Consider the following 23,728-nt stretch of genomic DNA (forward strand, 5'->3'; position numbering starts at 1 on the left):
GTGTGGAAACATCGACGTTTCCCGCTGGCAAGATGATGGACTTACGAGGGGGAAACATCATGAAAACCGAGGCAATAGCATACGCTGAAGAACAAGAAGCCTTTGATACCGCATTGTTGACAGCCGACGATACCGCTGAGGATGCGTTGATCGACACGGCGGCGTTAGAAGTAGATAACGCCCTGTCCGATCAAGAAGAGGTAACGCGGGTGGCGTATGAAGACAGCGCCGATGTGACACAGATTTATCTGAATGATATCGGCGCTAACGCTTTGCTTAGCCCAGAAGAAGAGCGCGACTTATCACGGCGTGCTCATCAAGGCGATCATCGAGCCCGACAAAAGATGATCGAACACAATTTGCGTTTGGTGGTCAATATCGCGAAACACTATGTCAATCGTGGTTTAGCGTTATTAGATCTGATCGAAGAAGGCAACATTGGCTTGATGCATGCCTTGGACAAATTCGATCCCGAACGTGGTTTCCGCTTCTCGACTTACGCTACATGGTGGATTCGGCAATCGATTGAGCGTGCCATCATGAATCAATCGCGCACCATTCGCCTGCCAGTTCATGTGATTAAAGAACTCAACACCTACCTACGCGCCAGCCGCCATTTCGAGGCACAAGAAGGGCGCGAGCCGACGGTAGAAGAAATTGCTCATCTAGTACACAAACCGGCAGAAGAAGTGCGGCGGGTGTTGAACCTCAACGAGCGCATGGCCTCGCTAGACGCCCCATTGGATATCGATCCCATGCTCTCGATTGGGGAATCGATTCCTGATGAACAAGCCGAAGCGCCCGAAGATTTATTGCATAACGCCGAAATTGAACATTATGTGCAAGATTGGCTGCGGCAGTTGACCGAAAAACAGCGGATGGTGATTGAACGTCGCTATGGCTTAAATGGCCATGACTTGAGCACGTTGGAAGAATTGGCCAGCAGTTTGAACCTCACCCGCGAGCGAGTCAGACAAATTCAAATTGAAGGTTTGGAAAGCCTGCGCCGTATTTTGCGACGTGGCGGGGTATCGCGGGATATGTTGTTCTGATGATTGATTGACGACTCATCAGCACAACAGCGTTTTATCATCAAAGGCAACGGGCCCAAAGCGCGTTGCCTTTTGTTTAATTTGCGTGCTAAGTCAAAATTACGTACAGAAATGATTGCATTCTCCTCACAATAAGCGCACAATTTATTGGAAAGTCATAAAAATTAAGACGCTGCACTTTCCAGAGGAGACTGGCCTTGTTGAGCTGGATCAAGAACGGGCTGCAAAGCGGCCTGACTGCCTATATCACCCATTCTGACTGTATGTTGCACAATGTTGGCGACATGCACCCCGAATGTCCACAACGTTTGGTTGCGATTCGTGACCAACTGATGGCGTCACAAATTTTCGATAGCCTACATGAAGTCGAAGCGCCAGAAGTGACCGACGAGCAACTGGCTCGTGTACATACCCCTCGTTACTTAGAATACCTCGAGATGAGCCAACCGCTCACCGGTACTTTTCGAGTCGATCCCGATACGGCGTTAATGCCCAATACCCTGAAAGCGGCCCGACGTGCTGCCGGTGGGGTGGTGAAAGCGGTCGATATGGTGTGCCAAGGTCAAGCACCTAATGCATTCTGTGCCATTCGCCCACCGGGGCACCACGCCGAATCGTCAAAGGCGATGGGGTTTTGCTACTTCAATAACGTCGCGGTCGGCATTCGTCATGCCTTAGCTGTTCATGGTTTGGAACGTGCCGCAGTGATTGATTTTGACGTCCATCATGGTAACGGCACAGAAGAAATCTTCCGTGACGATCCACAAGTGATGATGGCCTCGATTTTCCAACATCCTTTCTTCCCCTATTCCGGCGATGTGCCAATGGGGCCGAATATGGTCAACATCCCAATGAAAGCGGGCAGCACTGGGGCTGACTTCCGTGATGCAGTGATGGATGGATGGTTACCCCGTTTACGCGAATTCAAACCACAAATCTTGTTTATTTCTGCCGGTTTTGATGCCCACCGCGAAGACGATATGGGCATGATGGGACTGGTGGAAGCCGACTATGAATGGGTCACCCGTCAGTTGTTGAAATTTGCAGATGAATACTGTGAAGGTCGGGTGGTGTCTGTATTGGAAGGGGGCTACGACCTGTCAGCCCTTGGGCGCAGCGTAACGGCCCATGTCAGAGTATTAACCGACATTTAACGTCAAACGGGAGAACGCAGTTTCTCCCGTTTTTCTTTGCTTTTTCTTCATGACATAAATGAAAAATCAGCATGGTTTTATGTTATTAGTGGTTTTGCTGCCGTTGTTTCTGTTGGGGCTTGGGGCGGTGATGGCCGATTTACGCGACTGGCGAAACCATGAACAGCAACAGCAAAGCGCTTTGTTACAGCAAGCGAAGGCCGCGGCCCTTCACTATCTTATCGGGGGAATGACCAAATCAGAAGCCAGCCCTCCCGGTGATCCTATTCGCCCAGATACCTTACGGGGTGCTGGTTTATTTGAAGGTGAGCCCGATTCGATTATTGGCAGTATTGATGAAAGCTGTCCTCCTACCCCCGCCATCAATTTCTGTATTGGTGCGTTGCCGTGGCGACCATTAAGCCTGCCCCCTCCCTCCGCAAACCGTATGTTGTGGTACGCCACCTCCCGCGCATTGTTTAACTACAACTCACCCAATCTAAGCAGATTGAAAAACCACATTGAACAACAGCGTCTATTAAGCGTAATCGACCGCAATGGCCGTCATTATCAACATCTCGTCAGTGTCTTTATCCTCGCCGGTACCGCCTTACCACAGCAACAACGTCCCACTTTTCCTGCTGCTCAAACCCTGTTGCCAGATATCGCGCGACACTATCTCGAAAGCCTACCCGCTGCCAATCTAGGCACACTGCCAGTGCTCACCAGTGGTGAAAAAAACTACCGCAGCCATCCACTACGCTTTACCAATGCCAGCAACGACCAATGGATTGCAATTGATGTCAACGAATTGGCCACTGCGATGGCCTCGCGGATCAGCCACGAATGGGCATGGCACTGGTTGAGGTTTGAAATTCAACGCCAAAGCAACCGGCCAAATTGTTTAGAGCCCGTTGATAACACGACACCGAGTTCGCTATGGCCAACTGATATTGCAGCGTTCAAAAAGGCTGCTGAGCGGTGGGGCACATTCTGTTACCCCTATGACCATAAAAGACCTTGGTTATCGAAGTGGGTCGATGAAGTCGCCAACATCGAATCGAATGGGCCACAGCTCACCCTGCAATTTCATCATTGCCCGCAGCTGAAATTTCGGTGGCGGTGGGTAGCCGCAGCGGGGGCGTCCGCAGCGCACATTGAGCATCAAATTGAGTCGGTGAATGGAGCAGGGCAATGTCAACTCGTCAACGTGGTTTCACCTTAATTGAGCTGGCGATTGTGCTATCACTACTGGGGCTGTTGTTTACTTTACTCACACCGTGGCGTAGCTATTGGCAGTACCAAAAATATCGTGAAGCTGAACGCGGTTTAGAAGCCGCAATCGCAGCACTAGAAGCCCATTTGCTTTTACACCGTAGCCTACCTTGCGCAGCCAATGAGACTGGGGCAGAAGACTGTAGCAAAACGGCGGGAGAGCTACCGTGGCGAACACTCGGCTTACCTCGTTATGACCCGTGGCAACGACCTTGGCATTATCAGGTGGCAACCACGCTCATCAATGGTAAAGAAATCAGTGTGCAAACCGCTTCTGATATCGCTATCTCTGTGAAGGATGCTGAGGAAGATGTGATTTTGGCAGACAACCTTGCCGCGATTGTCTGGCATACCGGCGCCAAAGCCGACAGCGACAGCGTCCCCAATGAATTACGTATCAGCAAAACCTTATTGCCATCGTCTGATCACGATAACCGTGCTCGCTGGCTAACGGTGGCAACAGTAAAAAATCAATTAGCAAAGCAAGGTGTTTTAACCACAACCATGAAATAGACAGGAGGACATAATGCAACGGCAGCGTGGTTTTACTTTGGTCGAATTGTCGATCGTGTTGGTCGTCATTAGCCTGATTTTGGGGATGGCGTTCAAGGGCCGAGATTTAATCTACTCGGCAGAAATTAAGGCGGTGCAAGCAACCAGCACCAAGATTTTGGCTGCGAGCAATCTCTATAACGAGCGATTCGGCGTGAATCCACCCCATGACAAAGATGGAGGAAAAGACGAAGCCAATTCTTTGTTGTATGCCTTATTGGATAAAAAACTACTGAGTGCAGGTGATCTTGCTGATGCCTTAGGCGGTAAGTGGGTAAGCCGCAAGGGAACAGGAAATAATGACAATTTGGACAAAGACCGTGTATATGCTGGTTTGGAAGGCGTACAAGCGGCCACCATTTGTACCCTCGATAATCGAATTGATGATGGTAAACCGAATGAAGGTTCGGTACGTTCAAATGCCAGTGCTGGCGCTGTGGGTGTCAATAGTTACCAGAAGACAGACGATTGCAGCAAAGTCAGCGGTAGTAATCACCTCTTTTTTGAGATTTATTAACCAATAGCCAATCATTCCATCCACCACCATGCGCCTTGACCTACCACCTCAGCTACTCTCTCTCCTATTTATCAGCCTCGGCGCCAGCACCGGTGCATGTTTCCGTTGGTGGTTAGGATTGCGTTTGAATGCACTATGGCCGACTTTGCCATTCGGCACCCTGCTCGCAAATTGTTTGGGTGGGTTGTTCATGGGATTCGCGCTGGCGGCGTTTGCTTGGCTCCCCCCCATCTCAGTTGAATGGCGGTTAGGATTAACCACCGGCTTTCTTGGTGGCTTAACCACCTTCTCTACCTTTTCTGCAGAAGCCATCGGTTTATTACAAGCAGGGCTCTATCCTGCCCTGTTGCTTCATGTTGGCAGTCATGTGTTAGCCTCGCTGACTTTAACGTGGTGTGGTTTGAAATTAGGGCAATGGCTATGGGCATGACACGGATTAACGGACAGCAACAGCATCTGATCGAAACGACAGATCGAGGTTTGGCGTATGGAGATGGGGTGTTTCGAACGTTGCAAGTGCAACAAGGTGTGCTGTTGTTGTGGCAATGGCAATGGCAGCGGTTATGCCACGATGCACAACGTTTACAGCTTCCCCTGCCAGAGGAAGCGTGGTTACAGCAAGAAATTGCCCTCGCCAGCGCCGACATCGAACGCGCCAGCGTCAAAATTATTCTCACCCGAGGCAGCGGCCCACGCGGTTATGCTATCCCAAACACTCCCCACACCCAATGTATCCTCCAAGCCAATCCGTGGGCGGGGTATCCCGCTGGCTGGTATCAACACGGCGTTGCGCTCTACCCCTGCCAATTACAACTGGCTCGTCAACCTAGGTTAGCGGGTATCAAACATCTCAATCGATTAGAACAAGTGCTGGCGCGCAGCGAATGGCACGACCCACAATGGCAAGATGGTTTGCTCTGCGATAGCGAAGGGTGGGTGATTGAAACCTGTATGGCCAATATCTGGTTATGCGAAGGTGGGCAGTGGGTTACCCCGCGCCTGAGTCATAGCGGTGTGGCTGGTGCAGTGCGAAGTTGGTGGATAGATCAGTTAGCACAAGCAGGGCAAACCGCAGTCGAAGCCGACATCAGCCACGAGCGATTATTGGCAGCCGACGAGGTGTGGTTGTGTAATTCTTTATTGGGCTTGGCACCGGTAGCAGCAATCGGTCAGCAAACATGGTCAAGCTGGCTGCAGGGGCGATATTGGCAACAGGTCTATGAACACTTCCTCGTGTCGAGCAGCACAATGCTCAGCCCACGGTAATTGCGCCAGTTGCGCTGCTAAAACCTGCTGTAATTGTGGCAAATCGCTGACAGCCTCATAGATTTCCATCCACGTATCGGCCTGTTGTTGACGACGTAACAAACGACCTTCAATCCCCGTTTGTTCTGCCACAGCGTTCAATAACACTTGAACTAACGGCAAAGCCTGTGCAGCATCCAACACCTGATAGTAAACATACACCGAAACTTGCATACGCAATCTCGCCTTATTCGTTAGGAATACAAAGATGCAAATGAAAAAATTGGTCGTGATCGGCGTCGGCTTAATTGGCGGATCGTTAGCCTTAGACCTCAAACGCGCCGGTGCCGTCACACAAGTGGTGGGTGTGGGTCGGTCATGGGACAACCTTGAACGCGCCTTACAATTGGGTGTCATTGATCATGCCACACAATCCGCAGCCGAGGCGGTGGTAGATGCCGACATTGTGTTATTGGCGACCCCAGTCGGCCAAATGGCAGCCATCCTGCAACAAATCGCCCCCCACCTCGCCCCACACACCATTATTACCGATGCTGGCAGTACCAAAAGCGATGTCTGTGCTTTGATGCAGCAATATCTACCCCATCATCTAGCACGTTGTGTCCCTGCACACCCGATTGCCGGCTCAGATCTGTCGGGGGCCAGTGCTGCCCGCTATGGCCTCTATCAAAACCGCAATGTGGTATTAGCCCCCTTTGCCGAAACCGACGCCAGCGCCTTGGCCGAGATTCATGCTATGTGGCAGATCACCGGCGCCCATCTGTTACAAATGACGGCCAGCGAACATGACGCGGTGTTTGCGGCCGTGAGCCATTTGCCGCATTTATTGGCATTTGCTTATGTTGATATGGTGGCACAAAAAGACAATGCCGAGCGTTGTCTTGCCCTCGCTGCCAGCGGTTTCCGCGATTTCACCCGCATTGCCGGCAGCCATCCAGAAATGTGGCGTGATATCAGCTTGGCAAATCGTGATGCTTTACTGGCCGATCTACACCGCTATCAAGCAGCACTCACCTCTTTGACCCATGCGTTGGAAAACTGCGATGGCGCCGCCTTAGTCGCACAATTTGAACGTGCTCGCCACGTCCGCACCCAATGGGAACATCAACGGCGTTAATCGACGGTGTGGCTTGCCAAGCAACGCGACACAAGGCACGATGACGCGCTTTTTGAGTTAGACAGACCATGTCCGCTATCCAAAGCCATCCAGCTAATCTCGACTATGCCGACTACATTCGGCAACACATCCGCACCGTCCCCGACTGGCCTCAAGCTGGGGTGCAGTTTCGCGACATCACCCCCGTGTTACAAAACCCAAAAACCTTCCGTATTTTGGTGGATATTTTTATCCATCGTTATATGGACTCTGGCGCAGACCTGATTGCAGGTTTAGATGCGCGTGGTTTTATTTTGGGGTCGGTGGTGGCGTATGAATTGAATTTAGGATTTGTCCCGATCCGTAAGAAAGGCAAATTACCGTATCTCACTATCAGCGAAGAATATGAGCTGGAATATGGTAATGCCACAGTGGAGATGCACAGCGACGCCTGTCAGCCTGGGCAAAAAGTGGTGTTGATTGACGACCTCGTGGCCACCGGCGGCACGATGTTGGCAGGGGCGCGCTTGTTACAACGCTTGGGTGCCGAGATTATCGAAGCCGCCGCTATCGTCGATTTACCCGAACTGGGTGGTTCGAAATTGATTCGCGAACAACAATTACCGTTGTTCACCGTGTGTGATTTTTCTGGTCATTGATTGGCTAATTGCTCAGCAAGAAAATCCATCAACACCCGCACGCGATACGGGATGTGGCGGTTACTGGGCAAGACAGCGTAAATCTTAGGACGAGGACAGGGAAAATCGGTTAACACCGTCTGCACTTTTCCCTGTGCCAGCCAATCCGCCACAATAAAATCTGGCTGACAGGTTAATCCCAAGCCCTGCGCTGCCGCTTCGGTCAACACATCACCATTGTTCGCCGCAAACTGACTGCGAATAGGCACGGTTAACCAATGCTCGCCCATCCAAAATTGCCAACTTTGGCGCTGCCCTCCCCGAACATAGGCAAGGCAAGTATGATGCTGCAACGCCAAGGGGTGTTGTGGTTCGCCGTATTGCGCTAAATAGCTCGGCGCGGCCACCACTGCCAACCGTGTTTCCCCTAATACCCGCACAATATCGCTTGCCTCGGGTTGGGCGGTGATGCGGATGGATAAATCAATGCCTTCTTCAATCAAATGCGCGTGGCGGTCGCTGTATTCGGTTTCCAGCTGCACTTCGGGATAGTGTTGGGCAAACTGCAGCAACAATGGCGTCAGTCGTTTTAAGCCAAAACTCAACGGCACACTCAAGCGAATATGGCCACGCGGAATATGACGCTCGGCGGCCACTTCGCCCTCGGCACTGTCTAACATGGTCAAAATCACACGGCATTTCTCTAAATAGGCGGCGCCTGCCGAGGTTAACGTCAAACGCCGCGTACTACGCACCATCAGCTTGACACCAAGATGACGCTCTAAGGCAGCGATTTGCCGTGTTACCACCGATCGCGCCACATTCATTTGCTGAGCGGCGGCGGCAAAACTGCCCAGCTCTGCCACTCGCACAAAGGCTTGCATCGCATCTAATCTGTCCATTGTTGCTCATCCAGCAATAAAGAATTGTCGATTGTCGGCTATTTTGCAGCAAATAGAGTCGGTACAGTAGTACCCATACTTTATCGGGCCAGCGACGATGCAAACCACTCAACCCATTTTATTTGTGCCACATGGTGCGCCAACGATGGCACTGCAACCCGGCGCGGCAGGGATGGCGCTGGCAGAACTTGGCCGGCGACTGACCACGCCTCGCGCCATTGTGATCATCAGCCCACATTGGATGACTGCCCATCCAACAGTGGGATACGCCCCTCGGCCAGCAACAGTACATGATTTTTGGGGATTTCCAGCAGCGTTATATCAGCTTGACTATCCGGCAACCGGCTGCCCCGAAGTAGCAAAGTTGGTCAGTGATTTACTGCAAAGTCAGGGCTTCGCCACCCAACCGGCGGCAGAACAAGGATTAGATCATGGGGCATGGATTCCCCTGCGCTTGTTATTCCCCGAAGCCTCGGTGCCGGTGGTGCCACTGTCATTGGTGGCGAATCCCGACCCTCGCTATCACTTTCAGCTAGGACAGGCGCTAGCACCGTTGGCACAACAGAATATTTTGCTGATTGCCTCCGGCAATCTCACCCACAACTTGCGCGATTTTCAATTGTCACAGCGAGAGGGTGGGACAGATTTGCACTATGTCACCGCTTTTGCTGATTGGATGGCACAGCGTTTAGCTGAACAGGATTGGCCGGCTTTGTTTGACTACCGCCGCCAAGCACCCGCGGCACAACGCGCTCATCCAACCGATGAACATTTATTGCCGTTGTTTGTCGCGCTAGGGGCAGCCAGCTTGCATCATCACCAGCCACAGGCTTTTCATCGTGGCATCAGTGATGCAGTGATTTGTATGGATGGCTATCAATGGCCGACAAGGGAGAATACGCAATGAACACACACTACACCGCCACCGCAAAGACACTCCATTGGCTGATGGCTGTGCTCTTGCTCGGCACGCTCTCGGTGGGTTGGTATATGACCGATTTGGCATTATCACCACTCAAACTACAGCTGTATTCATGGCATAAATGGGCTGGCGTCACAGCATGGTGGTTGTTGCTATTGCGGCTAATCTGGCGGCACCGCCATCCACCGCCCCCCTTACCCGACACCATGCCGGCCATGCAACAAACGCTCGCCCATGCTGGTCATCTGCTGTTGTATCTGTTGATGTTCAGTATTCCTGTCTCGGGCTGGTTAATGAGCTCGGCCAAAGGGTTTCAAACGGTTTATTTTGGGGTGTTGCCGTTACCAGATGTGATTGAGAAAAGTGAATCGGTTGCTGACATGTTGGGCAACTTACATGGTCTGCTCAATCTGCTGTTGCTGGCGGTGCTCGCAGCCCATATTGCGGCAGCACTGAAACATCATTTTATTGACCGCGATGCCATCTTGCGTCGCATGTTGCCCAATTTTGGAAAGAAAATATCATGAAAAAAGCGTTGTTTACCGTGTTATTCAGCAGTGTCGTTGCCAGCGCTGCCTATGCCGCGCCGTACACACAAATTGACAGCAGCAAAAGCCGAGTTGAATTTGGCTATCGTCAAATGGGCGTTGGTATGCAAGGTCATTTCAAACGGGTACAAGCCCAATTACAACTCGACCCAGCACAGCCGCAGTCAGCAAAAGCACAGATTGATATTGACCTGAACAGTATCGACACCGGCTCGGCTGAAGCCAATCAAGAAGTCGCTGGCAAAGCGTGGTTTGATAGTAAAACCTACCCCACAGCACGTTTCATCAGTAAAGAAGTCAAAGCGGTGGGGCCACAGCAATATCAGGTCAGCGGTACTTTGACCATCAAAGGGCGCAGTCAGCCGATTGTTGCCGCTGCCTCACTCACCCCCCAAGGCAATCAAGCCCTGATTAAAGGCAAATTCCGTTTCAAACGGTCGGATTTTGCGATTGGCGAAGGCGTGTGGGCCAACTTTGACACCGTCGCCAATGAAATCGATGTGCAATTTCAGTTTCTTGCCAAATAACTCTGTTGTTTTTTTCTTAGGAGATGTTCCATGTTATCCATGCGCCGTTTAGCTGCTGTCTTAGCCTTGAGCACTGTCATCACTGCCCCTGCTTTTGCTGCCCCCGAAACCTATGTGATTGATAACAGCCACACCTTTCCGCGTTTTTCCTACAGCCATTTTGGCTATTCCACCCAAGTGAGCCGGTTTAATAAAACCACCGGTACCATTTCGTGGGACAAGGCAAAAAAACAGGGGAGCGTGGATATCACGATTGATATGAAGTCCGTGGACACCGGTTTTTCTGTGTTTGATGAGCATATCCAAGGCGAGGATTTCTTAGATACCGCCCGTCATCCACAAGCCAAATTCACTTCTAGTAAAGTGGTGTTTGAAGGGGATAAACCAGTTGCTATCGAAGGCAAACTGACGATTAAAGGCGTAACCAAACCTGTAACCTTAAAAGTCACCTCGTTCCACGCCATGCCACACCCGATGCTGAAAAAAGACGCTATTGGTGCTAATGCCACCACCACCATCAAGCGCTCGGAATTTAATGCAGGGAAGTATGCCCCACACGTTGGAGACGAAGTGCAAATTGATATCGCGGTTGAAGCGATCAAACAGTAAGCGGCCACGGGCCACTAAACTCACTGCCAAAGCGGAGATAGGCTTGTTCTGCGGCGGCAGTGAGAAAGCGTTGACCGAAGTTAGGCGGGCAGGTGTAGCAGTAGGCTTGCCCCCCACAACGAAAAGCCAGTGTTACAGCATGTAAGTAACCACGGTCTGCCGGCGGTGAATGAGGGTGGTAACGGAGATCACCCAAAATCGGCGCACCCAGACTTTTCAGCGCCACGCGGATTTGATGCGTACGTCCCGAATGGGGCCGCAGCAGAAAGAAACGACCGCCTAAGCCATCACCAGCAGAGACAAATTCTGTGATAGCCGGATGTTGCCGTGACAGCGTGAGTTTCCAACTTCCATTGCGCGCTGCCACCATATCGCCCACCACCTTGCCTTGTTTCTTTTTTGGTTGACGATCAGACAGCGCCAGATAGCGTTTTTCAATCCGGTGTTCAGCGAATTGCTGCCCCAACTCCCGCGCTGCCGTAGCATGACGCGCAATCAGCAATAACCCCGAGGTGAGCGTATCAAGACGATGCACCGCAAATAGCGGAGCGTCTTCGCCCAACACTTGGCGTAATAATGGAAACAGCGCAGGGGCGGCTTCATGTTGATGAAATGACAAACCCGCCGGTTTATCTAACAGCACAAAATCCGCCGTCTGCGCCACAATCCGCTGCGCCAGCGCCTCAGCGGTTAAGGATAGAACCACAGCAGGCTATATCCCGACGATTTCAACTGACCTAAATCTAAGTGCATCAACACTTTGACTTCACTACTGCCATTAAATTGTTGCAGTTTGAAATCGGTTTCCGATAGATATTGCTCTGGTGTGAAGACTCGCCGCGCCAGCAAATGATCCTCCCCATCTTTTAAACTCACTTCTAAATGAGGATAAGATTGTGGATACGGCGCATGGTTACGCAAAGTGGCCGAGAGCTGCACCAAATTGGGATGATCGGGCACAAAAGTCAGTTCCGACCACTCGGTGCGTAAAAACTCAGCTTTCTGCGGCAACGGCACATCACAGCCAAAACCGGAACAAAGGCTTTCTAATACTGGCCGTGCCCCCGGCACCTCCGCGCCCAACTCAGTGCGATAGAGATAGGCCATTTGTGCCATCAAAGCGGCAGTCGCCACCATGCTACCACCCAGCCACAACCACGACAGCGCAGCCGATTGTGATTTTTTCTTGGTTAAAGGCGGTGGAGGGATTTCCGCAAAGGGATCGGCTGTAAATGCTGGATGACCGAATGGAAACGAATCGAGATTATCGGGGGGCGGTGGCTCATCGATAATTTCCTCACGATTAGGATGACGGCGGCTCGATTGAGCATTGGCCTGTGAGCTTAACGACACTTTGGCGTCGTCATCGTCTTCATCATCAAAAGGAATGATTGGCGCCATCGGTGCCATCTCTGGATTTTTACCCAAAGCGGCATTGAAACTATCACCAAAACTCGGCTCAAGACGTTCATCAAAAGCCGCTGCCGGCGCTGGTGCTGGTTTAGCAGCAACAGGTTCGGGTTCGACCACCGGCGGTGGTGGTGCCACCGGCGCAGGGGCAGGTGGAGGCGGCGGTGGTGGAACCGGAGGGGCGGCTGCGGGGGGCGGTGGTGCCACGGGTGCGGGTGTGGCAACCGGCGCAGGTGCCGCTGCTGCTGCGGGTTTCCCCACATCCGGCAACATATCAAACTCAGGCAAAGTGAGATCAAACTCGGCATTAAAGCGGTCGATGTCCTGATCACTCGGCAACACGGGCTTGCCAACTGCGGGTTGATCGTCGGCGGTGAGTTTGGCCGGTTTTTGGTTTAACGCTTGCCGTGCTTTTTCGGCATCTGCCAACACTTTAGCCAAGTGCTCGGCTTCACGCGCCATATTGGCACTGTCTGCCGGCGGTAATACTGAGTCTGGCTGCGGTGTAGGTGCAGGACGTGGCGAGGGGGCAGGCGCCGGTTCTGGTGTGGGCGCTGGTGTGCTCACCACGGAGTCAGATTTTAATGATTGCCGAGCGTCAAACACCTGTTGGCATTTACCGCAGCGCACCTGTCCACCGTAGGCATCCAGATGGGCATCGGTCAGTCGGAAGCGGGTTTGGCAATGAGGGCACTGGGTAATATAAGCCATGATCTCAGTCTTGCTTGCTACAGAAAATTAACGTCGAACACCAGAGAGACAACTCCAGCCTTCAGAGAATACCGGTTCAGTCATCTCAAACCACTGTGAGTACAGCGCATTCATCTCGTCGGCTTGTTCTTGCAAAATCCCCGACAACACAATACGCCCCCCTTTCACGGTATGAGAGGCCAATAAATCGCCCAACATCCGTAACGGGTTCGCCAAAATATTGGCAATCACCACATCGGTTTGGATGGCCGGTAAAGCGTCGGGTAGGCAAAACGAAGCCGTTACCGCATTTTGTGCGGCATTATCGCCACTGGCCTGAATCGCTTGAGGGTCGATATCCACCCCCCACGCTTGGGCCGCGCCGAGTTTCAAGGCGGCAATCGCCAAGATACCCGAACCACAACCATAGTCGAGCACTGTTTCGCCGCCGTGTAGCTCACGGTCTAACCATTCTAAACACAGGCGGGTGGTAGGGTGGCTTCCTGTTCCAAAGGCCAAACCGGGGTCTAAGACTAAATTGACTGCCTCTGGTGAGGGGGCTTCGTGCCAACTGGGGGTAATCCACAACCGATCAGAAATACGAATCGGATCGAATTGTGCTTGTGTGGCACGCACCCAGTCTTGTTCTTGCAGATGCTCGACTTCCCAAGCTGTCGGTGCCGGAATGCCACAGCTGGCAGCAGCAGCGGCAATCGGGGCAGCAACATCAGCGTCTGCGGCAAATAACACCACTAACCGGCTATGAGTCCACAGCTGGTCAACCGGTTCGCCGGGTTCGCCAAAAATCGGCTGTTCTTGTTCGGTACCCGCAAAGGCATCTTCAATCGCAGCAGACAAGGCACCCTGTTCCATCAAAGCATCAGTTAGCGCCTCGGCAACTCCGGAGGGCACGTCAATGCGGATTTGTTGCCAACTCATTGCGGCGCCTTTTTCAACTGGGATAAGCGTTCTTCCAGATAGTGGATACTGGTGCCACCGCGTTGGAAGGCGCTGTCCATAAATAACTCTTGATGCAGCGGAATGTTGGTTTTAATCCCCGTGATAGCCATTTCAGACAGGGCAACACGCATTCTCGCCATCGCTTGCTCGCGGGTATCACCATAAGAAATCAGCTTACCGACCATCGAGTCGTAATGTGGCGGCACCACATAGCCTTGATAGATATGCGAGTCGATGCGAATTCCAGGGCCACCGGCGGGGTGGTAGCTTTCAATCCGGCCGGGGCTTGGAATGAAATTAAATGGGTCTTCAGCGTTAATCCGACATTCCATCGAATGGCCTTTGAGCTTCACTTGCTCTTGCGAGTAACGCAACTTTTCGCCAGCGGCAATGCGGATTTGTTCTTGCACAATATCAATGCCCGTAATCAGTTCGGTCACAGGGTGTTCCACCTGAACACGGGTATTCATTTCGATAAAGTAGAACTCGCCATTTTCAAACAAGAATTCAAAGGTACCAGCACCACGGTAACTGATGCGGCGGCATGCCTCGGCACAGACCTTACCGATATGGCGGCGTTGTTCGTCTGTGATACCGGGGGCAGGCGCTTCTTCGATGATTTTTTGATGACGGCGCTGCATCGAACAATCACGCTCACCGAGGAAAATCGCATTGCCATACTCATCCGCCAACACTTGAATTTCAATGTGGCGAGGGTTGGCGAGGTATTTCTCCATATACACCGTTGGATTACCAAAGGCGGCGCCGGCTTCGGTGCGGGTCATGTTGACCGAGTTCAATAACGAGGCTTCAGAATGCACCACACGCATGCCACGGCCACCGCCACCACCGGCAGCTTTGATAATCACCGGAAAACCAATTTTGCGCGCCATTTTGACAATCGTGGCAGGGTCATCCGGTAGGGCACCATCAGAACCTGGCACACATGGCACACCAGCATCAATCATGGCTTGTTTGGCGCACACCTTGTCGCCCATCAAGCGGATGGTGTCGGGGCGAGGACCAATAAAGACAAAGCCAGATTGTTCAACGCGCTCGGCAAAGTCAGCGTTTTCGGAAAGGAAGCCATAGCCGGGGTGAATCGCTTGGGCATCGGTTACCTCGGCAGCAGCAATCAAAGCGGGAACATTCAAATAGCTTTGTGCCGAAGGGGCGGGGCCAATACACACCGATTCGTCAGACAACTTGACATATTTTGCCTCGCGGTCGGCCTCGGAATGGACAACCACAGTTTTGATGCCCATTTCGCGACAAGCACGCTGAATACGCAGGGCAATTTCGCCGCGATTGGCGATGAGAATTTTTTCGAACATGGCGGAAGTCGTATCAAGTAAGGATCGTAATGCAAAAGGAAAACGGGGTGGGGACCCCGTTCAGACTGGCTTGATTTACTCGATGACGAACAACGGTTCGCCATATTCGACCGGTTGGCCGTTATCAATCAAGATCGCTTTGACGACACCAGCGCGATCGGATTCAATTTCATTCATTAATTTCATGGCTTCGATGATACAGAGGGTGTCACCGATATTCACCGACTGTCCGACTTCAACAAACGGTTTGGAGTTAGGATTGGCCGAGCGATAGAACGTCCCCACCATTGGAGACTTCACCAAGGTTTTATCATCGCGTGCCGGCGCTGCCGCTGGGGCAGGTGTGACAGGCGTGGCGGCAACAGGGGCAGCCGCAACGGCCACTTGTTGTGCCATGGGCTGGGGTGCGTAGTAGGTGGTCTGCCCGCCTGCTTGCACGCGGGTAATTCGCACTTTCTCTTCGCCCTCTGTCACTTCAAGTTCAGCAATGCCAGACTCTTCGACGAGGTCGATCAATTTTTTCAGTTTACGCAGATCCATGGTGATCCTTGGGTAGAGGCGAGGGCCGAGTGTCAGCCGTGTGGCAAATCAGCGCTGTCGCAGACGAGCGAGCGCCGCATCCAGTGCCAATTCATAGCCCTGTGCCCCTAAGCCACAAATCACCCCTACCGCTAAATCGGAAAAGTAGGAATGATGGCGAAAGGGTTCACGGGCGTGAACATTGGATAGATGAACTTCGATGAAGGGAATGCTGACTGCAGCAAGCGCATCGCGCAATGCCACACTGGTATGAGTAAAGGCCGCCGGGTTGATCAGGATGAAGTCCGTGCCGTCAGTACGTGCGGCATGAATGCGCTCGATCAGCACATATTCGGCGTTGCTCTGTAGCGTGTCGCAGGCAAAGCCTGCCGCTTGGCAACGTGCAATAAGCCGGGCATTGATGGCATCGAGCGTGTCCGCTCCATAGTGTTGTGGTTCCCGCGTCCCCAACAGGTTGAGGTTTGGGCCATGCAAGACCAGAATACGCGATTGTGACGGCATGTCGGGCGCTTCGGTGGATTTCATGTAGCGATTTTGCGTTAAAGTTTTACGAACTGTCTAGTATTGTACGCTATTTGTTTGCGATTTACCCAAATGTAATGTTGCAGCGCATCGGCCGCGAAGCCGCGCCACTGCTATAATCGAGGCCTACTTTTTTCTTGTTTGCGCCATGCACATCTCTGAATTCGATTACGACCTTCCTGAAGCCCTGATTGCACAACATCCGCCGACAGAGCGTGGCGGAAGCCGCTTATTGTCTGTTCCACAAGGCGCACTATCCGACCACCGTTTCACTGACCTGCCGTCCTTTTTGCAAGCAGGTGATGTGTTAGTGATGAATGATACTCGGGTGATGAAAGCGCGTTTGTTTGGCGAGAAAGCCAGCGGCGGCAAAATCGAGGCTTTGGTTGAACGAGTGTTAGACTCGCACACTGTCTTAGCGCATATTCGTTCCTCAAAATCGCCAAAAGTCGGCAGCCACTTGCACTTTCAAGGCGGCTGGCAGGCAGAAATGCAGCAACGAGTGGGTGAGTTATTCCAACTGCGCTTTGCCGGTGAAGAAGATATCTACCACATCTTAGAACAATCGGGACGTCTGCCTCTGCCACCTTATATCGAGCGTACCCCCGATGGCGACGATGAAAGCCGTTATCAAACCGTGTTTGCCCGTGAACAAGGCGCCGTGGCCGCACCGACCGCTGGTTTACACTTTACTGAAGCGTTGTTGGCGCAATTAGCAGCGCAAGGTGTCAAACTGTGCTGGATCACCCTGCATGTCGGCGCAGGAACCTTTCAACCCGTACGAGTCGAAGACATCACACAACACCATATGCACAGTGAGTGTTACCACATTCCAAGTGAAACGGTGGCAACTATTGCCGAGGCGAAACAAGCGGGCAAGCGAGTGATTGCTGTTGGAACAACCTCGTTGCGCGCTCTTGAATCGGCGGCCCGTGATGGTGTGTTGTGCAGTGGCCGCAGTGAAACCGATATTTTTATTACCCCCGGCTTTGGTTTCCGTGTGGTGGATACCTTGTTAACCAACTTCCACCTACCGAAATCAACTTTGTTGATGTTGGTCTCTGCTTTTGCAGGGATCTCGACTATTCGGCAGGCCTATCAGCATGCAGTAGCGGCAGAATATCGCTTCTTTAGCTATGGCGATGCCATGTTGTTACAACGCTGTGCCGATGCCGCCCATCCAGATTGTTTGCAGTATCGTCCTTAAGGATTGCAATGATGTCATCCTCATGTTTCCCGACCGAAATCGTGCTACAAAAAACGGCACGCCAACTGCGCGTGGTGTTTTCTGATGGCGCACAATTTGCATTGCCCTGTGAATATCTGCGGGTTTATTCGCCTTCGGCAGAAGTACGTGGTCATGGCGTGGGGCAAGAAGTGCTACAAATCGGCAAGCGCGATGTCAATATCGTGGCAGTGGAGCCTGTAGGACAGTACGCAGTGAAATTGGTCTTTTCAGACGGCCATGACAGTGGTTTGTACGATTGGGACTATCTCTATCGCCTTGGTCAACACCAAGCCGACTATTGGCAACAATATCTCGACCGTTTGGCACAAGCTGGTGCCAGCCGTGATGCCTAAATTTTTGATGGATAGCTAGCTATGGATAAGCAAACTCACTTTGGCTTCCAAACTGTGGAAGAATCGCAAAAAGCGCGTAAGGTTGCTGAAGTGTTTCATTCAGTGGCACAAAAATACGATGTGATGAACGATGTCATGTCAGCCGGCATCCACCGTGTCTGGAAAAAATTCACGCTTGAAACCTCGGGGGTGCGACGTGGACAACGGGTGTTGGATATTGCAGGGGGAACGGGGGATTTATCTCGCGGTTGGCGTGAACGGGTTGGTGCCGAGGGGGAAGTCTGGTTAACCGATATCAACAGTTCGATGCTCACTGTGGGGCGTGACCGCTTGTTAGATGAAGGCTATGCCCTGCCAGTGGCTTTATGTGATGCGGAAAAACTGCCTTTCCCCGATCATTACTTTGACTGTGTCAGCGTGGCCTTTGGCTTGCGTAATATGACGCATAAAGAGGTTGCATTGGCAGAAATGCTGCGCGTGCTTAAGCCGGGGGGGAAAGTTTTGGTGTTAGAGTTTTCCAAAGTGTGGAAACCCCTGACGCCATTTTATGACCTCTACTCATTTAAGGCCCTGCCGTTGATGGGGAAATGGATCACCGATGATCCTGAAAGTTACCGTTATTTGGCGGAGTCGATTCGGATGCACCCCGACCAAGCGACTTTAAAAGCCATGATGGAAGAAGTCGGTTTTGTGCGGGTGGACTATCACAATCTCTCTGCTGGTGTCGTTGCCCTACATAAAGGATATAAGCTGTGATCTCGCTGCCACTTGCTGCGTTTAATCATCTGCTAAAACAACACCCTGAACGTCGTCATGCGCTGGCTGCTTTTGCTGGGCGACGCATTGCTTTGCAGCTCCCTGTGTTTCAGGTGAGTGGGGTGGTGATGAGTGAGGGGTTTTTGGCACAGGCTCAGGGTGAGCCAGAAGCCCACATTACGCTCAACCCATCGGCGCTATTTAAGCGCGTTTCTGGACAAACCTTAACCCATCACGATGCTGTTTTAGCTGGAGATCACGATTTAGCGTTAGCAGTGGCAAAAATCCTCGCGGGTCTACGTTGGGATCTCAGCGAGGAGTTATCGCACTGGCTGGGCGATGTCCCTGCAAGTCGTATCGAGCGTCGATTACAGCAGGGCTGGCAATATCAAAAAGACCTACAACAGCGGCTAGTTGCAAATGTGGTCGAGTATTTACGTGATGAACAGTCGGTATTGGCCAATCAAACGGCAGTACGGGCATGGGGCCGTGAGGTCGATGAATTGCGTGATGCCACAGCGCGATTAGAAAAACGTCTCGAGCAACTCGACCGCCGTTTGTCAGATTCTTAACCCTTCTCGCCTCGGATCCTGCATGCGCTTAGCCCGTTTTCGTAAAATTTTTCTCACCCTCTATCGCTTCGGCCTAGACGAACTTTTTTCTCATCACCCGAAATTAAGTTTAGTTCGCCGTCTCTTAGGCCACTTACCCGCTCGTGATATTGAGAAACCGCTCCCCGAGCGAGTCCGGCTGGCGCTTGAGAGTTTGGGGCCGATTTTTGTGAAGTTTGGGCAGGTGCTCTCTACCCGCCGCGACTTATTGCCGCCTGCTTATGCCGATGAACTAGCTAAACTGCAAGATCGCGTGTTGCCATTTTCCGGTGATGTGGCGGTAGCGCAAATTGAGCGAAATCTGGGGAAACCTCTCGACCAGATTTTTGCTGAATTCAATCGCACGCCTATTGCCAGTGCGTCAGTGGCGCAAGTGCATTATGCGCGCCTACGGCAAGCCGATGGTTCAGCAGGGCGCGAAGTGGCGGTGAAAGTGTTGCGCCCAGGGATTAAAGCCATCATTGAGCAAGATTTGGCTTTGTTAAAAACCCTTGCTGGTTTGGTGGAGCGTTATTTAGCCGACGGCAAACGATTGAAGCCGCGTGAGGTGGTGGCCGAGTTTGACAAGTATTTGCATGATGAACTCGACTTGATGCACGAAGCCGCCAACGCATCACAACTGCGCCGCAATTTCACCGGCTCAACACAGCTAATTGTGCCGGAGGTGTTTTTTGACTACTGCACCCGTGAGGTGTTGGTGTTGGAATGGATGCGCGGTATTCCGGTGGGGCAAATTGATCGCTTGCGCGAAGCTGGCGTTGATTTGCAAAAGCTGTCTCGGTTTGGTGTGGAAATTTTCTTTACCCAAGTGTTTCGGCACGGTTTTTTTCATGCCGATATGCACCCAGGGAATATTTTTGTTGCCGATGATGGGCGTTATATTGCGCTCGATTTTGGCATCGTCGGCAGTCTCACCGAATACGATAAACATTATCTCGCGGTGAATTTTTTAGCCTTTTTCAACCGCGATTATCACCGCGTGGCCACAGCGCATATTGAGTCGGGATGGGTACCGAAAGACACACGAGCAGAAGAATTAGAGGCAGCGGTGCGGACGGTCTGTGAGCCCATTTTTGAAAAACCGTTGAGTCAAATTTCCTTTGGTTTGGTGTTACTGCGGTTATTTGAAACCAGCCGCCGCTTCAATGTAGAGATTCAACCACAGTTGGTTTTGTTACAAAAAACGCTGTTGAATATCGAGGGTTTAGGACGGCAGCTCGACCCTGATCTTGACTTGTGGGAAACAGCAAAGCCTTTCCTGACTCGTTGGATGAATGAACAAATGGGCTGGCGCGGGATGGTTAAGCAGCTGAAACAAGAAGCACCGCAATGGGCCACGTTGTTGCCGCAGCTGCCGCGCAAGCTTGATGAGGCGTTACAAGTCAATGAAGCCCGTGACATGATGGTGAGCGCCTATCAACATCTGTTGATGACTGAAAAACGCCGTAATGGATTGTTATGGTTAATTGCCATTCTTTTGGCGGTGTTATGCGTGATTTTGGCGGTGAAGTTATAAATCTGCTTGTTTAATCAGATAAGCGTTATGGTGCGTTGCCCCTTCGTGGTGACGACACCGTACAGATTAAATATTAATCCAGAACTCTGGCAGATTACCCAAAACCCCGAGCATAGACACAAAAAAGCCCGCTCAACGCGGGCTAAAAATCGGAGGGTGCCAATCATGTGGTTATTTCTATTTGATGAGAAATCAAGAAAGAAATTGCGTTAAAATTGGCGACATAATGTGCTGGTCGATCAATTGCAGCAAGTAGCCTTTAGGTACCAGTTGTTTCAAATCGCTATTTTCAGTTATGTTTAGGCTGGGAATGCCGTTTTAAGCATATTAAAAATAACAAAGCCCTCAATTATTTGAGAACTTTGTTAGTAATATCGGGAAGTCTAATCTTCTTCTATCTCAAAATAATCGCCGGCCCTATAAAATGCAAGAGCAGCAGACTCTATCTGATACTGGTAATCATCATACTCCTCATAAATTTTTTCCTTCATTTTGAGAAAGTCAGGATGTTCAGTATTCAGTAGAATTTTCTTAAGTAAACCTTCTGAATAACCACCTTTGTAGTAATTGTTTGCCGTTCTATTAAAAAGGGAGTCTATTTCTTCTTCTCGTTTTTTATTTTTTTTTGGGTTTCCAAATTTAGGGTTTTTTGCCAGATTCTCAAAATAATCTTTCTGAAAATATTGATCAAGGCTAAATTTATCTTTGCTAAATTTATCTTTTTCCTTTTTGAGAAAGAAACATCTCTCAGCAGAACCTTTTTCAACCTCAAAAGCATACACTATTGCTTTTTTTAGCACAAAAGAATCGCTCGATTTAATCATCATATCTTTATGTAAATCTTCGCTAGTAGACTTCTTAGCTGCACGAATAATAAACGTTTCTATAAATCTTTCTTTAAATTCATCAAAGTTGTTTATTTTTTTATAAAGAATTTTCTTATTAGCCTGAGATTTTTCCCCATCCACAGATTCAGACATATAAATTTCTACAGCCAGTCTATAAATGTCATTGTTTCCATAGTTAGTCTTTTTGTCAAAAACACCATAAACCCAAAACGCTGCATCTCGAACTAAATCGCATACACTATAAAAATCACTTTCTGAGAATTTTAACTTCGCAGCCATAAGAATAGGTACAAAATTCGAGGGATATGTTATTTGCAGTTCCTTCAATGGTAGAAAATAATGACCATCTTGGCGCTCTGGAGATTCAATCTCTGAATACACTTTAGAAAATCTTGATAAGTGATTAACTAAATAACTTATCTGGTGAAGGAGTTCATCTCCGGAATGATTAGATAAAATATTTTTAATACACAATAAACTCTTACTTTCAGTTTCGTCATACAGTATTTTAACTGTTATAGATAATATTTTATCTTCACATCCTCTATCATATATACCCCTTGAAGACAAAGACATAAAGATAGATTTCCAAGATGCTTTTATTTCTGACAAAACCTCTAATTTCCGGGTATCAGATGCATCAGATGTTGAAACTTTAAAGATTAAATGATTTTTCAACTTATCAAGTTCTGTTAATGGAACACCTCTGTTGTTTTGACATTCAAAAACAATGTTAGCCTGAAAGTCACTTTCTAGTTTCTGCCACCAAAAAACACAACACTTATTTAATTGCCTTAAGAATTTTTCTGGATCGGGCTCTTTTTTCAAAAATTTACCCCTAAAAAATTCATAAGCCTCAATCATTAATTTTACTGATTTTCTTTGACCATTTCTTTGACCAATAGTTGGTTTTGTAAAAAAATCCTTTGTAAGTTTATAGTCGATGTTTTGTATTAATGCTGGGATTTTTTTAAACTCTTTGAGCTGATGATTCATTATCTCCGGATAAATCTCAGATTCAATCATTTTGGCAAATGGTTTATCTTTTAGTGTATCCATCAATGCAACTAAGCAGATAAATAAAGTAGTAATTCTCTGTTGCCCATCTATTACTTCATAAACTTTTATCGGTGTAGCTGTCGCTGTTTCTTCAATCATCAAGCCATCTTGTTCAGTAAACTGAATATCATCTAATCTTTTCTCTGCACTTTCTTTTGTAGCATCAACAACAAGAATAGACCCCATAATATGTTGCCCATTACTTTGTTCTATGTCTTGAAGAAAGTCCTTTAAATTTTCTAACTCCCATGAATATTCTCTTTGGTATTCAGGGATCAAAAAAATTTTGTCTTTGATTAACGTACTGCGGGTTACTTTTTCCATTTTTTATCCAATAGAAAATTTAAACAAGAGAGACATGATACAAAAAACGGCACCTAGATTTTTTTAGGTGATAGCCTGTTTGAAACAAGATAGTCAATATCATTAGACAACAAATTTTGTCTAATGACAACCAAAAAATAACACATTTGATTAGTCAGGTAGGGTGAGTACGTTTTTGTCCCCACCACATCGGCAAACGGCAAAACACCACCGTACGTAACTCCAAACCGCCTCACCCTGAATTAGGTGGGGTAGTTTTTTTACTCCGAGGGGTATTCATCCACAGATACAAATATCAGGGCAAGCACAGGGGGCCATCCCTACTAGATTGGTTAAACCTCAAAAATATCCTCCAACCGCTGCGCTCTGGTTAACGAGATGCCCCATTGCTGTAATTGTTCCGGCGTCGCCATCCGTAACCGCGACAACACCCAATCTGGTAATGACTGACCAAACCTTGTTTCGATCATGCTGCGGAGAAATATTTTCATACCTTCTTCATCCCCCTATCTTACTGTCCGCTGACATTAGACCATTACA

28 protein-coding genes are annotated in these 23,728 nt (G+C 49.9%); 18 read left to right on the forward strand and 10 right to left on the reverse strand.

Features of this window, described 5'->3' with window-relative positions; genetic code table 11:
• Nucleotides 1-2 precede the first annotated feature (2 nt).
• The 7 genes from rpoS (at nucleotide 3) to pabC (ending at nucleotide 5,795) form a co-directional block, all read left to right on the forward strand.
• Nucleotides 3-1,052: an RNA polymerase sigma factor RpoS gene (rpoS, locus tag G465_RS0101750; RefSeq protein ID WP_245556735.1), complete on the forward strand. Its 1,050-nt coding sequence runs from the start codon at nucleotides 3-5 to the stop codon at nucleotides 1,050-1,052.
• Between the two features lie 197 nt (nucleotides 1,053-1,249).
• Nucleotides 1,250-2,206 (forward strand): histone deacetylase family protein, encoded by a 957-nt coding sequence (locus G465_RS0101755; RefSeq protein WP_022652759.1) that lies wholly within the window; start codon nucleotides 1,250-1,252, stop codon nucleotides 2,204-2,206.
• A gap of 58 nt (nucleotides 2,207-2,264) precedes the next feature.
• On the forward strand, nucleotides 2,265-3,410 hold the full coding sequence (locus G465_RS0101760) for a hypothetical protein (RefSeq protein ID WP_022652760.1): 1,146 nt from the start codon (nucleotides 2,265-2,267) through the stop codon (nucleotides 3,408-3,410).
• On the forward strand, nucleotides 3,380-3,973 hold the full coding sequence (locus G465_RS13065; RefSeq protein WP_022652761.1) for a type II secretion system protein: 594 nt from the start codon (nucleotides 3,380-3,382) through the stop codon (nucleotides 3,971-3,973). The genes G465_RS0101760 and G465_RS13065 overlap by 31 nt, the downstream gene beginning before the upstream one ends.
• A 13-nt stretch (nucleotides 3,974-3,986) precedes the next feature.
• On the forward strand, nucleotides 3,987-4,529 hold the full coding sequence (locus G465_RS0101770) for a type II secretion system protein (protein WP_022652762.1): 543 nt from the start codon (nucleotides 3,987-3,989) through the stop codon (nucleotides 4,527-4,529).
• A gap of 28 nt (nucleotides 4,530-4,557) precedes the next feature.
• Nucleotides 4,558-4,959 (forward strand): fluoride efflux transporter CrcB, encoded by a 402-nt coding sequence (crcB, locus tag G465_RS0101775; protein ID WP_022652763.1) that lies wholly within the window; start codon nucleotides 4,558-4,560, stop codon nucleotides 4,957-4,959.
• Nucleotides 4,956-5,795 (forward strand): aminodeoxychorismate lyase, encoded by an 840-nt coding sequence (gene pabC, locus G465_RS13070; RefSeq protein WP_155846472.1) that lies wholly within the window; start codon nucleotides 4,956-4,958, stop codon nucleotides 5,793-5,795. Before crcB ends, pabC begins: the two co-directional genes overlap by 4 nt.
• Here the strand turns inward: pabC and G465_RS15280 are convergent.
• Complete coding sequence (locus G465_RS15280) at nucleotides 5,712-6,008, reverse strand: DUF4936 family protein (RefSeq protein ID WP_081642662.1); 297 nt, start codon at nucleotides 6,006-6,008, stop codon at nucleotides 5,712-5,714. The genes pabC and G465_RS15280 overlap by 84 nt on opposite strands.
• Before the next feature lie 34 nt (nucleotides 6,009-6,042).
• Here G465_RS15280 and G465_RS0101785 point away from each other — a divergent pair, with 34 nt between their 5' ends.
• Nucleotides 6,043-6,912 (forward strand): prephenate dehydrogenase, encoded by an 870-nt coding sequence (locus tag G465_RS0101785; RefSeq protein ID WP_022652765.1) that lies wholly within the window; start codon nucleotides 6,043-6,045, stop codon nucleotides 6,910-6,912.
• Between the two features lie 68 nt (nucleotides 6,913-6,980).
• Nucleotides 6,981-7,550, forward strand: coding sequence for an adenine phosphoribosyltransferase (locus G465_RS0101790; RefSeq protein WP_022652766.1), 570 nt, complete (start codon nucleotides 6,981-6,983; stop codon nucleotides 7,548-7,550).
• Here G465_RS0101790 and G465_RS0101795 read toward each other — a convergent pair.
• Nucleotides 7,544-8,431 (reverse strand): LysR family transcriptional regulator, encoded by an 888-nt coding sequence (locus tag G465_RS0101795; protein WP_022652767.1) that lies wholly within the window; start codon nucleotides 8,429-8,431, stop codon nucleotides 7,544-7,546. The genes G465_RS0101790 and G465_RS0101795 overlap by 7 nt on opposite strands.
• 97 nt (nucleotides 8,432-8,528) lie before the next feature.
• Here G465_RS0101795 and G465_RS0101800 point away from each other — a divergent pair, with 97 nt between their 5' ends.
• From G465_RS0101800 to G465_RS0101815, 4 genes are read left to right on the forward strand one after another with little or no spacing between them, the layout of a single operon-like run.
• Nucleotides 8,529-9,338 (forward strand): DODA-type extradiol aromatic ring-opening family dioxygenase, encoded by an 810-nt coding sequence (locus G465_RS0101800; protein WP_022652768.1) that lies wholly within the window; start codon nucleotides 8,529-8,531, stop codon nucleotides 9,336-9,338.
• A complete protein-coding gene (locus G465_RS0101805) occupies nucleotides 9,335-9,880 on the forward strand; it encodes a cytochrome b (protein ID WP_022652769.1) in 546 nt (181 codons plus the stop codon). The genes G465_RS0101800 and G465_RS0101805 overlap by 4 nt, the downstream gene beginning before the upstream one ends.
• A complete protein-coding gene (locus G465_RS0101810; protein WP_022652770.1) occupies nucleotides 9,877-10,428 on the forward strand; it encodes a YceI family protein in 552 nt (183 codons plus the stop codon). Before G465_RS0101805 ends, G465_RS0101810 begins: the two co-directional genes overlap by 4 nt.
• 30 nt (nucleotides 10,429-10,458) lie before the next feature.
• Nucleotides 10,459-11,037 carry a YceI family protein gene (locus tag G465_RS0101815; RefSeq protein WP_022652771.1) on the forward strand — a complete coding sequence of 193 codons (579 nt, stop codon included), beginning with the start codon at nucleotides 10,459-10,461 and terminating at the stop codon, nucleotides 11,035-11,037.
• Here G465_RS0101815 and G465_RS0101820 read toward each other — a convergent pair.
• From G465_RS0101820 to aroQ, 6 genes are all read right to left on the reverse strand, one after another.
• Nucleotides 11,027-11,743 carry a pseudouridine synthase gene (locus tag G465_RS0101820; protein WP_022652772.1) on the reverse strand — a complete coding sequence of 239 codons (717 nt, stop codon included), beginning with the start codon at nucleotides 11,741-11,743 and terminating at the stop codon, nucleotides 11,027-11,029. The genes G465_RS0101815 and G465_RS0101820 overlap by 11 nt on opposite strands.
• On the reverse strand, nucleotides 11,728-13,158 hold the full coding sequence (locus tag G465_RS14900) for a DUF3426 domain-containing protein (RefSeq protein ID WP_022652773.1): 1,431 nt from the start codon (nucleotides 13,156-13,158) through the stop codon (nucleotides 11,728-11,730). Before G465_RS14900 ends, G465_RS0101820 begins: the two co-directional genes overlap by 16 nt.
• A 27-nt stretch (nucleotides 13,159-13,185) precedes the next feature.
• On the reverse strand, nucleotides 13,186-14,076 hold the full coding sequence (prmA, locus tag G465_RS0101830; RefSeq protein ID WP_022652774.1) for a 50S ribosomal protein L11 methyltransferase: 891 nt from the start codon (nucleotides 14,074-14,076) through the stop codon (nucleotides 13,186-13,188).
• Entirely contained in the window at nucleotides 14,073-15,431 is a 1,359-nt protein-coding gene (gene accC / locus G465_RS0101835; RefSeq protein ID WP_022652775.1) for an acetyl-CoA carboxylase biotin carboxylase subunit, read from the reverse strand. The genes prmA and accC overlap by 4 nt, the downstream gene beginning before the upstream one ends.
• 75 nt (nucleotides 15,432-15,506) lie before the next feature.
• Nucleotides 15,507-15,971 carry an acetyl-CoA carboxylase biotin carboxyl carrier protein gene (accB, locus tag G465_RS0101840; protein WP_022652776.1) on the reverse strand — a complete coding sequence of 155 codons (465 nt, stop codon included), beginning with the start codon at nucleotides 15,969-15,971 and terminating at the stop codon, nucleotides 15,507-15,509.
• A 48-nt stretch (nucleotides 15,972-16,019) separates the two neighbouring features.
• On the reverse strand, nucleotides 16,020-16,496 hold the full coding sequence (gene aroQ, locus G465_RS0101845) for a type II 3-dehydroquinate dehydratase (protein WP_022652777.1): 477 nt from the start codon (nucleotides 16,494-16,496) through the stop codon (nucleotides 16,020-16,022).
• Nucleotides 16,497-16,641: 145 nt separating this feature from the next.
• On the opposite strand from aroQ, the gene queA reads away from it, so the two are divergent.
• From queA to ubiB, 5 genes are read left to right on the forward strand one after another with little or no spacing between them, the layout of a single operon-like run.
• A complete protein-coding gene (gene queA / locus G465_RS13080) occupies nucleotides 16,642-17,700 on the forward strand; it encodes a tRNA preQ1(34) S-adenosylmethionine ribosyltransferase-isomerase QueA (protein ID WP_022652778.1) in 1,059 nt (352 codons plus the stop codon).
• Nucleotides 17,701-17,708: 8 nt separating this feature from the next.
• Nucleotides 17,709-18,074 (forward strand): gamma-butyrobetaine hydroxylase family protein, encoded by a 366-nt coding sequence (locus G465_RS0101855; RefSeq protein ID WP_373277218.1) that lies wholly within the window; start codon nucleotides 17,709-17,711, stop codon nucleotides 18,072-18,074.
• A gap of 21 nt (nucleotides 18,075-18,095) precedes the next feature.
• Nucleotides 18,096-18,830, forward strand: coding sequence for a bifunctional demethylmenaquinone methyltransferase/2-methoxy-6-polyprenyl-1,4-benzoquinol methylase UbiE (ubiE, locus tag G465_RS0101860; protein WP_022652780.1), 735 nt, complete (start codon nucleotides 18,096-18,098; stop codon nucleotides 18,828-18,830).
• On the forward strand, nucleotides 18,827-19,402 hold the full coding sequence (locus G465_RS0101865; RefSeq protein ID WP_022652781.1) for a ubiquinone biosynthesis accessory factor UbiJ: 576 nt from the start codon (nucleotides 18,827-18,829) through the stop codon (nucleotides 19,400-19,402). Before ubiE ends, G465_RS0101865 begins: the two co-directional genes overlap by 4 nt.
• Nucleotides 19,403-19,424: 22 nt before the next feature.
• Nucleotides 19,425-20,957, forward strand: coding sequence for a ubiquinone biosynthesis regulatory protein kinase UbiB (gene ubiB, locus G465_RS0101870; RefSeq protein WP_022652782.1), 1,533 nt, complete (start codon nucleotides 19,425-19,427; stop codon nucleotides 20,955-20,957).
• Between the two features lie 383 nt (nucleotides 20,958-21,340).
• Here the strand turns inward: ubiB and G465_RS0101875 are convergent, their stop codons facing one another.
• Both G465_RS0101875 and G465_RS15705 read right to left on the reverse strand, forming a co-directional pair.
• Nucleotides 21,341-23,188, reverse strand: a complete 1,848-nt coding sequence (locus G465_RS0101875; RefSeq protein ID WP_022652783.1) for a DUF262 domain-containing protein — start codon at nucleotides 23,186-23,188, stop codon at nucleotides 21,341-21,343.
• Nucleotides 23,189-23,520: 332 nt separating this feature from the next.
• Nucleotides 23,521-23,679: a hypothetical protein gene (locus tag G465_RS15705; RefSeq protein ID WP_022652784.1), complete on the reverse strand. Its 159-nt coding sequence runs from the start codon at nucleotides 23,677-23,679 to the stop codon at nucleotides 23,521-23,523.
• Nucleotides 23,680-23,728 lie beyond the last annotated feature (49 nt).

The organism is Aquaspirillum serpens DSM 68 (assembly GCF_000420525.1).
GTDB classification, from domain to species: domain Bacteria; phylum Pseudomonadota; class Gammaproteobacteria; order Burkholderiales; family Aquaspirillaceae; genus Aquaspirillum; species Aquaspirillum serpens.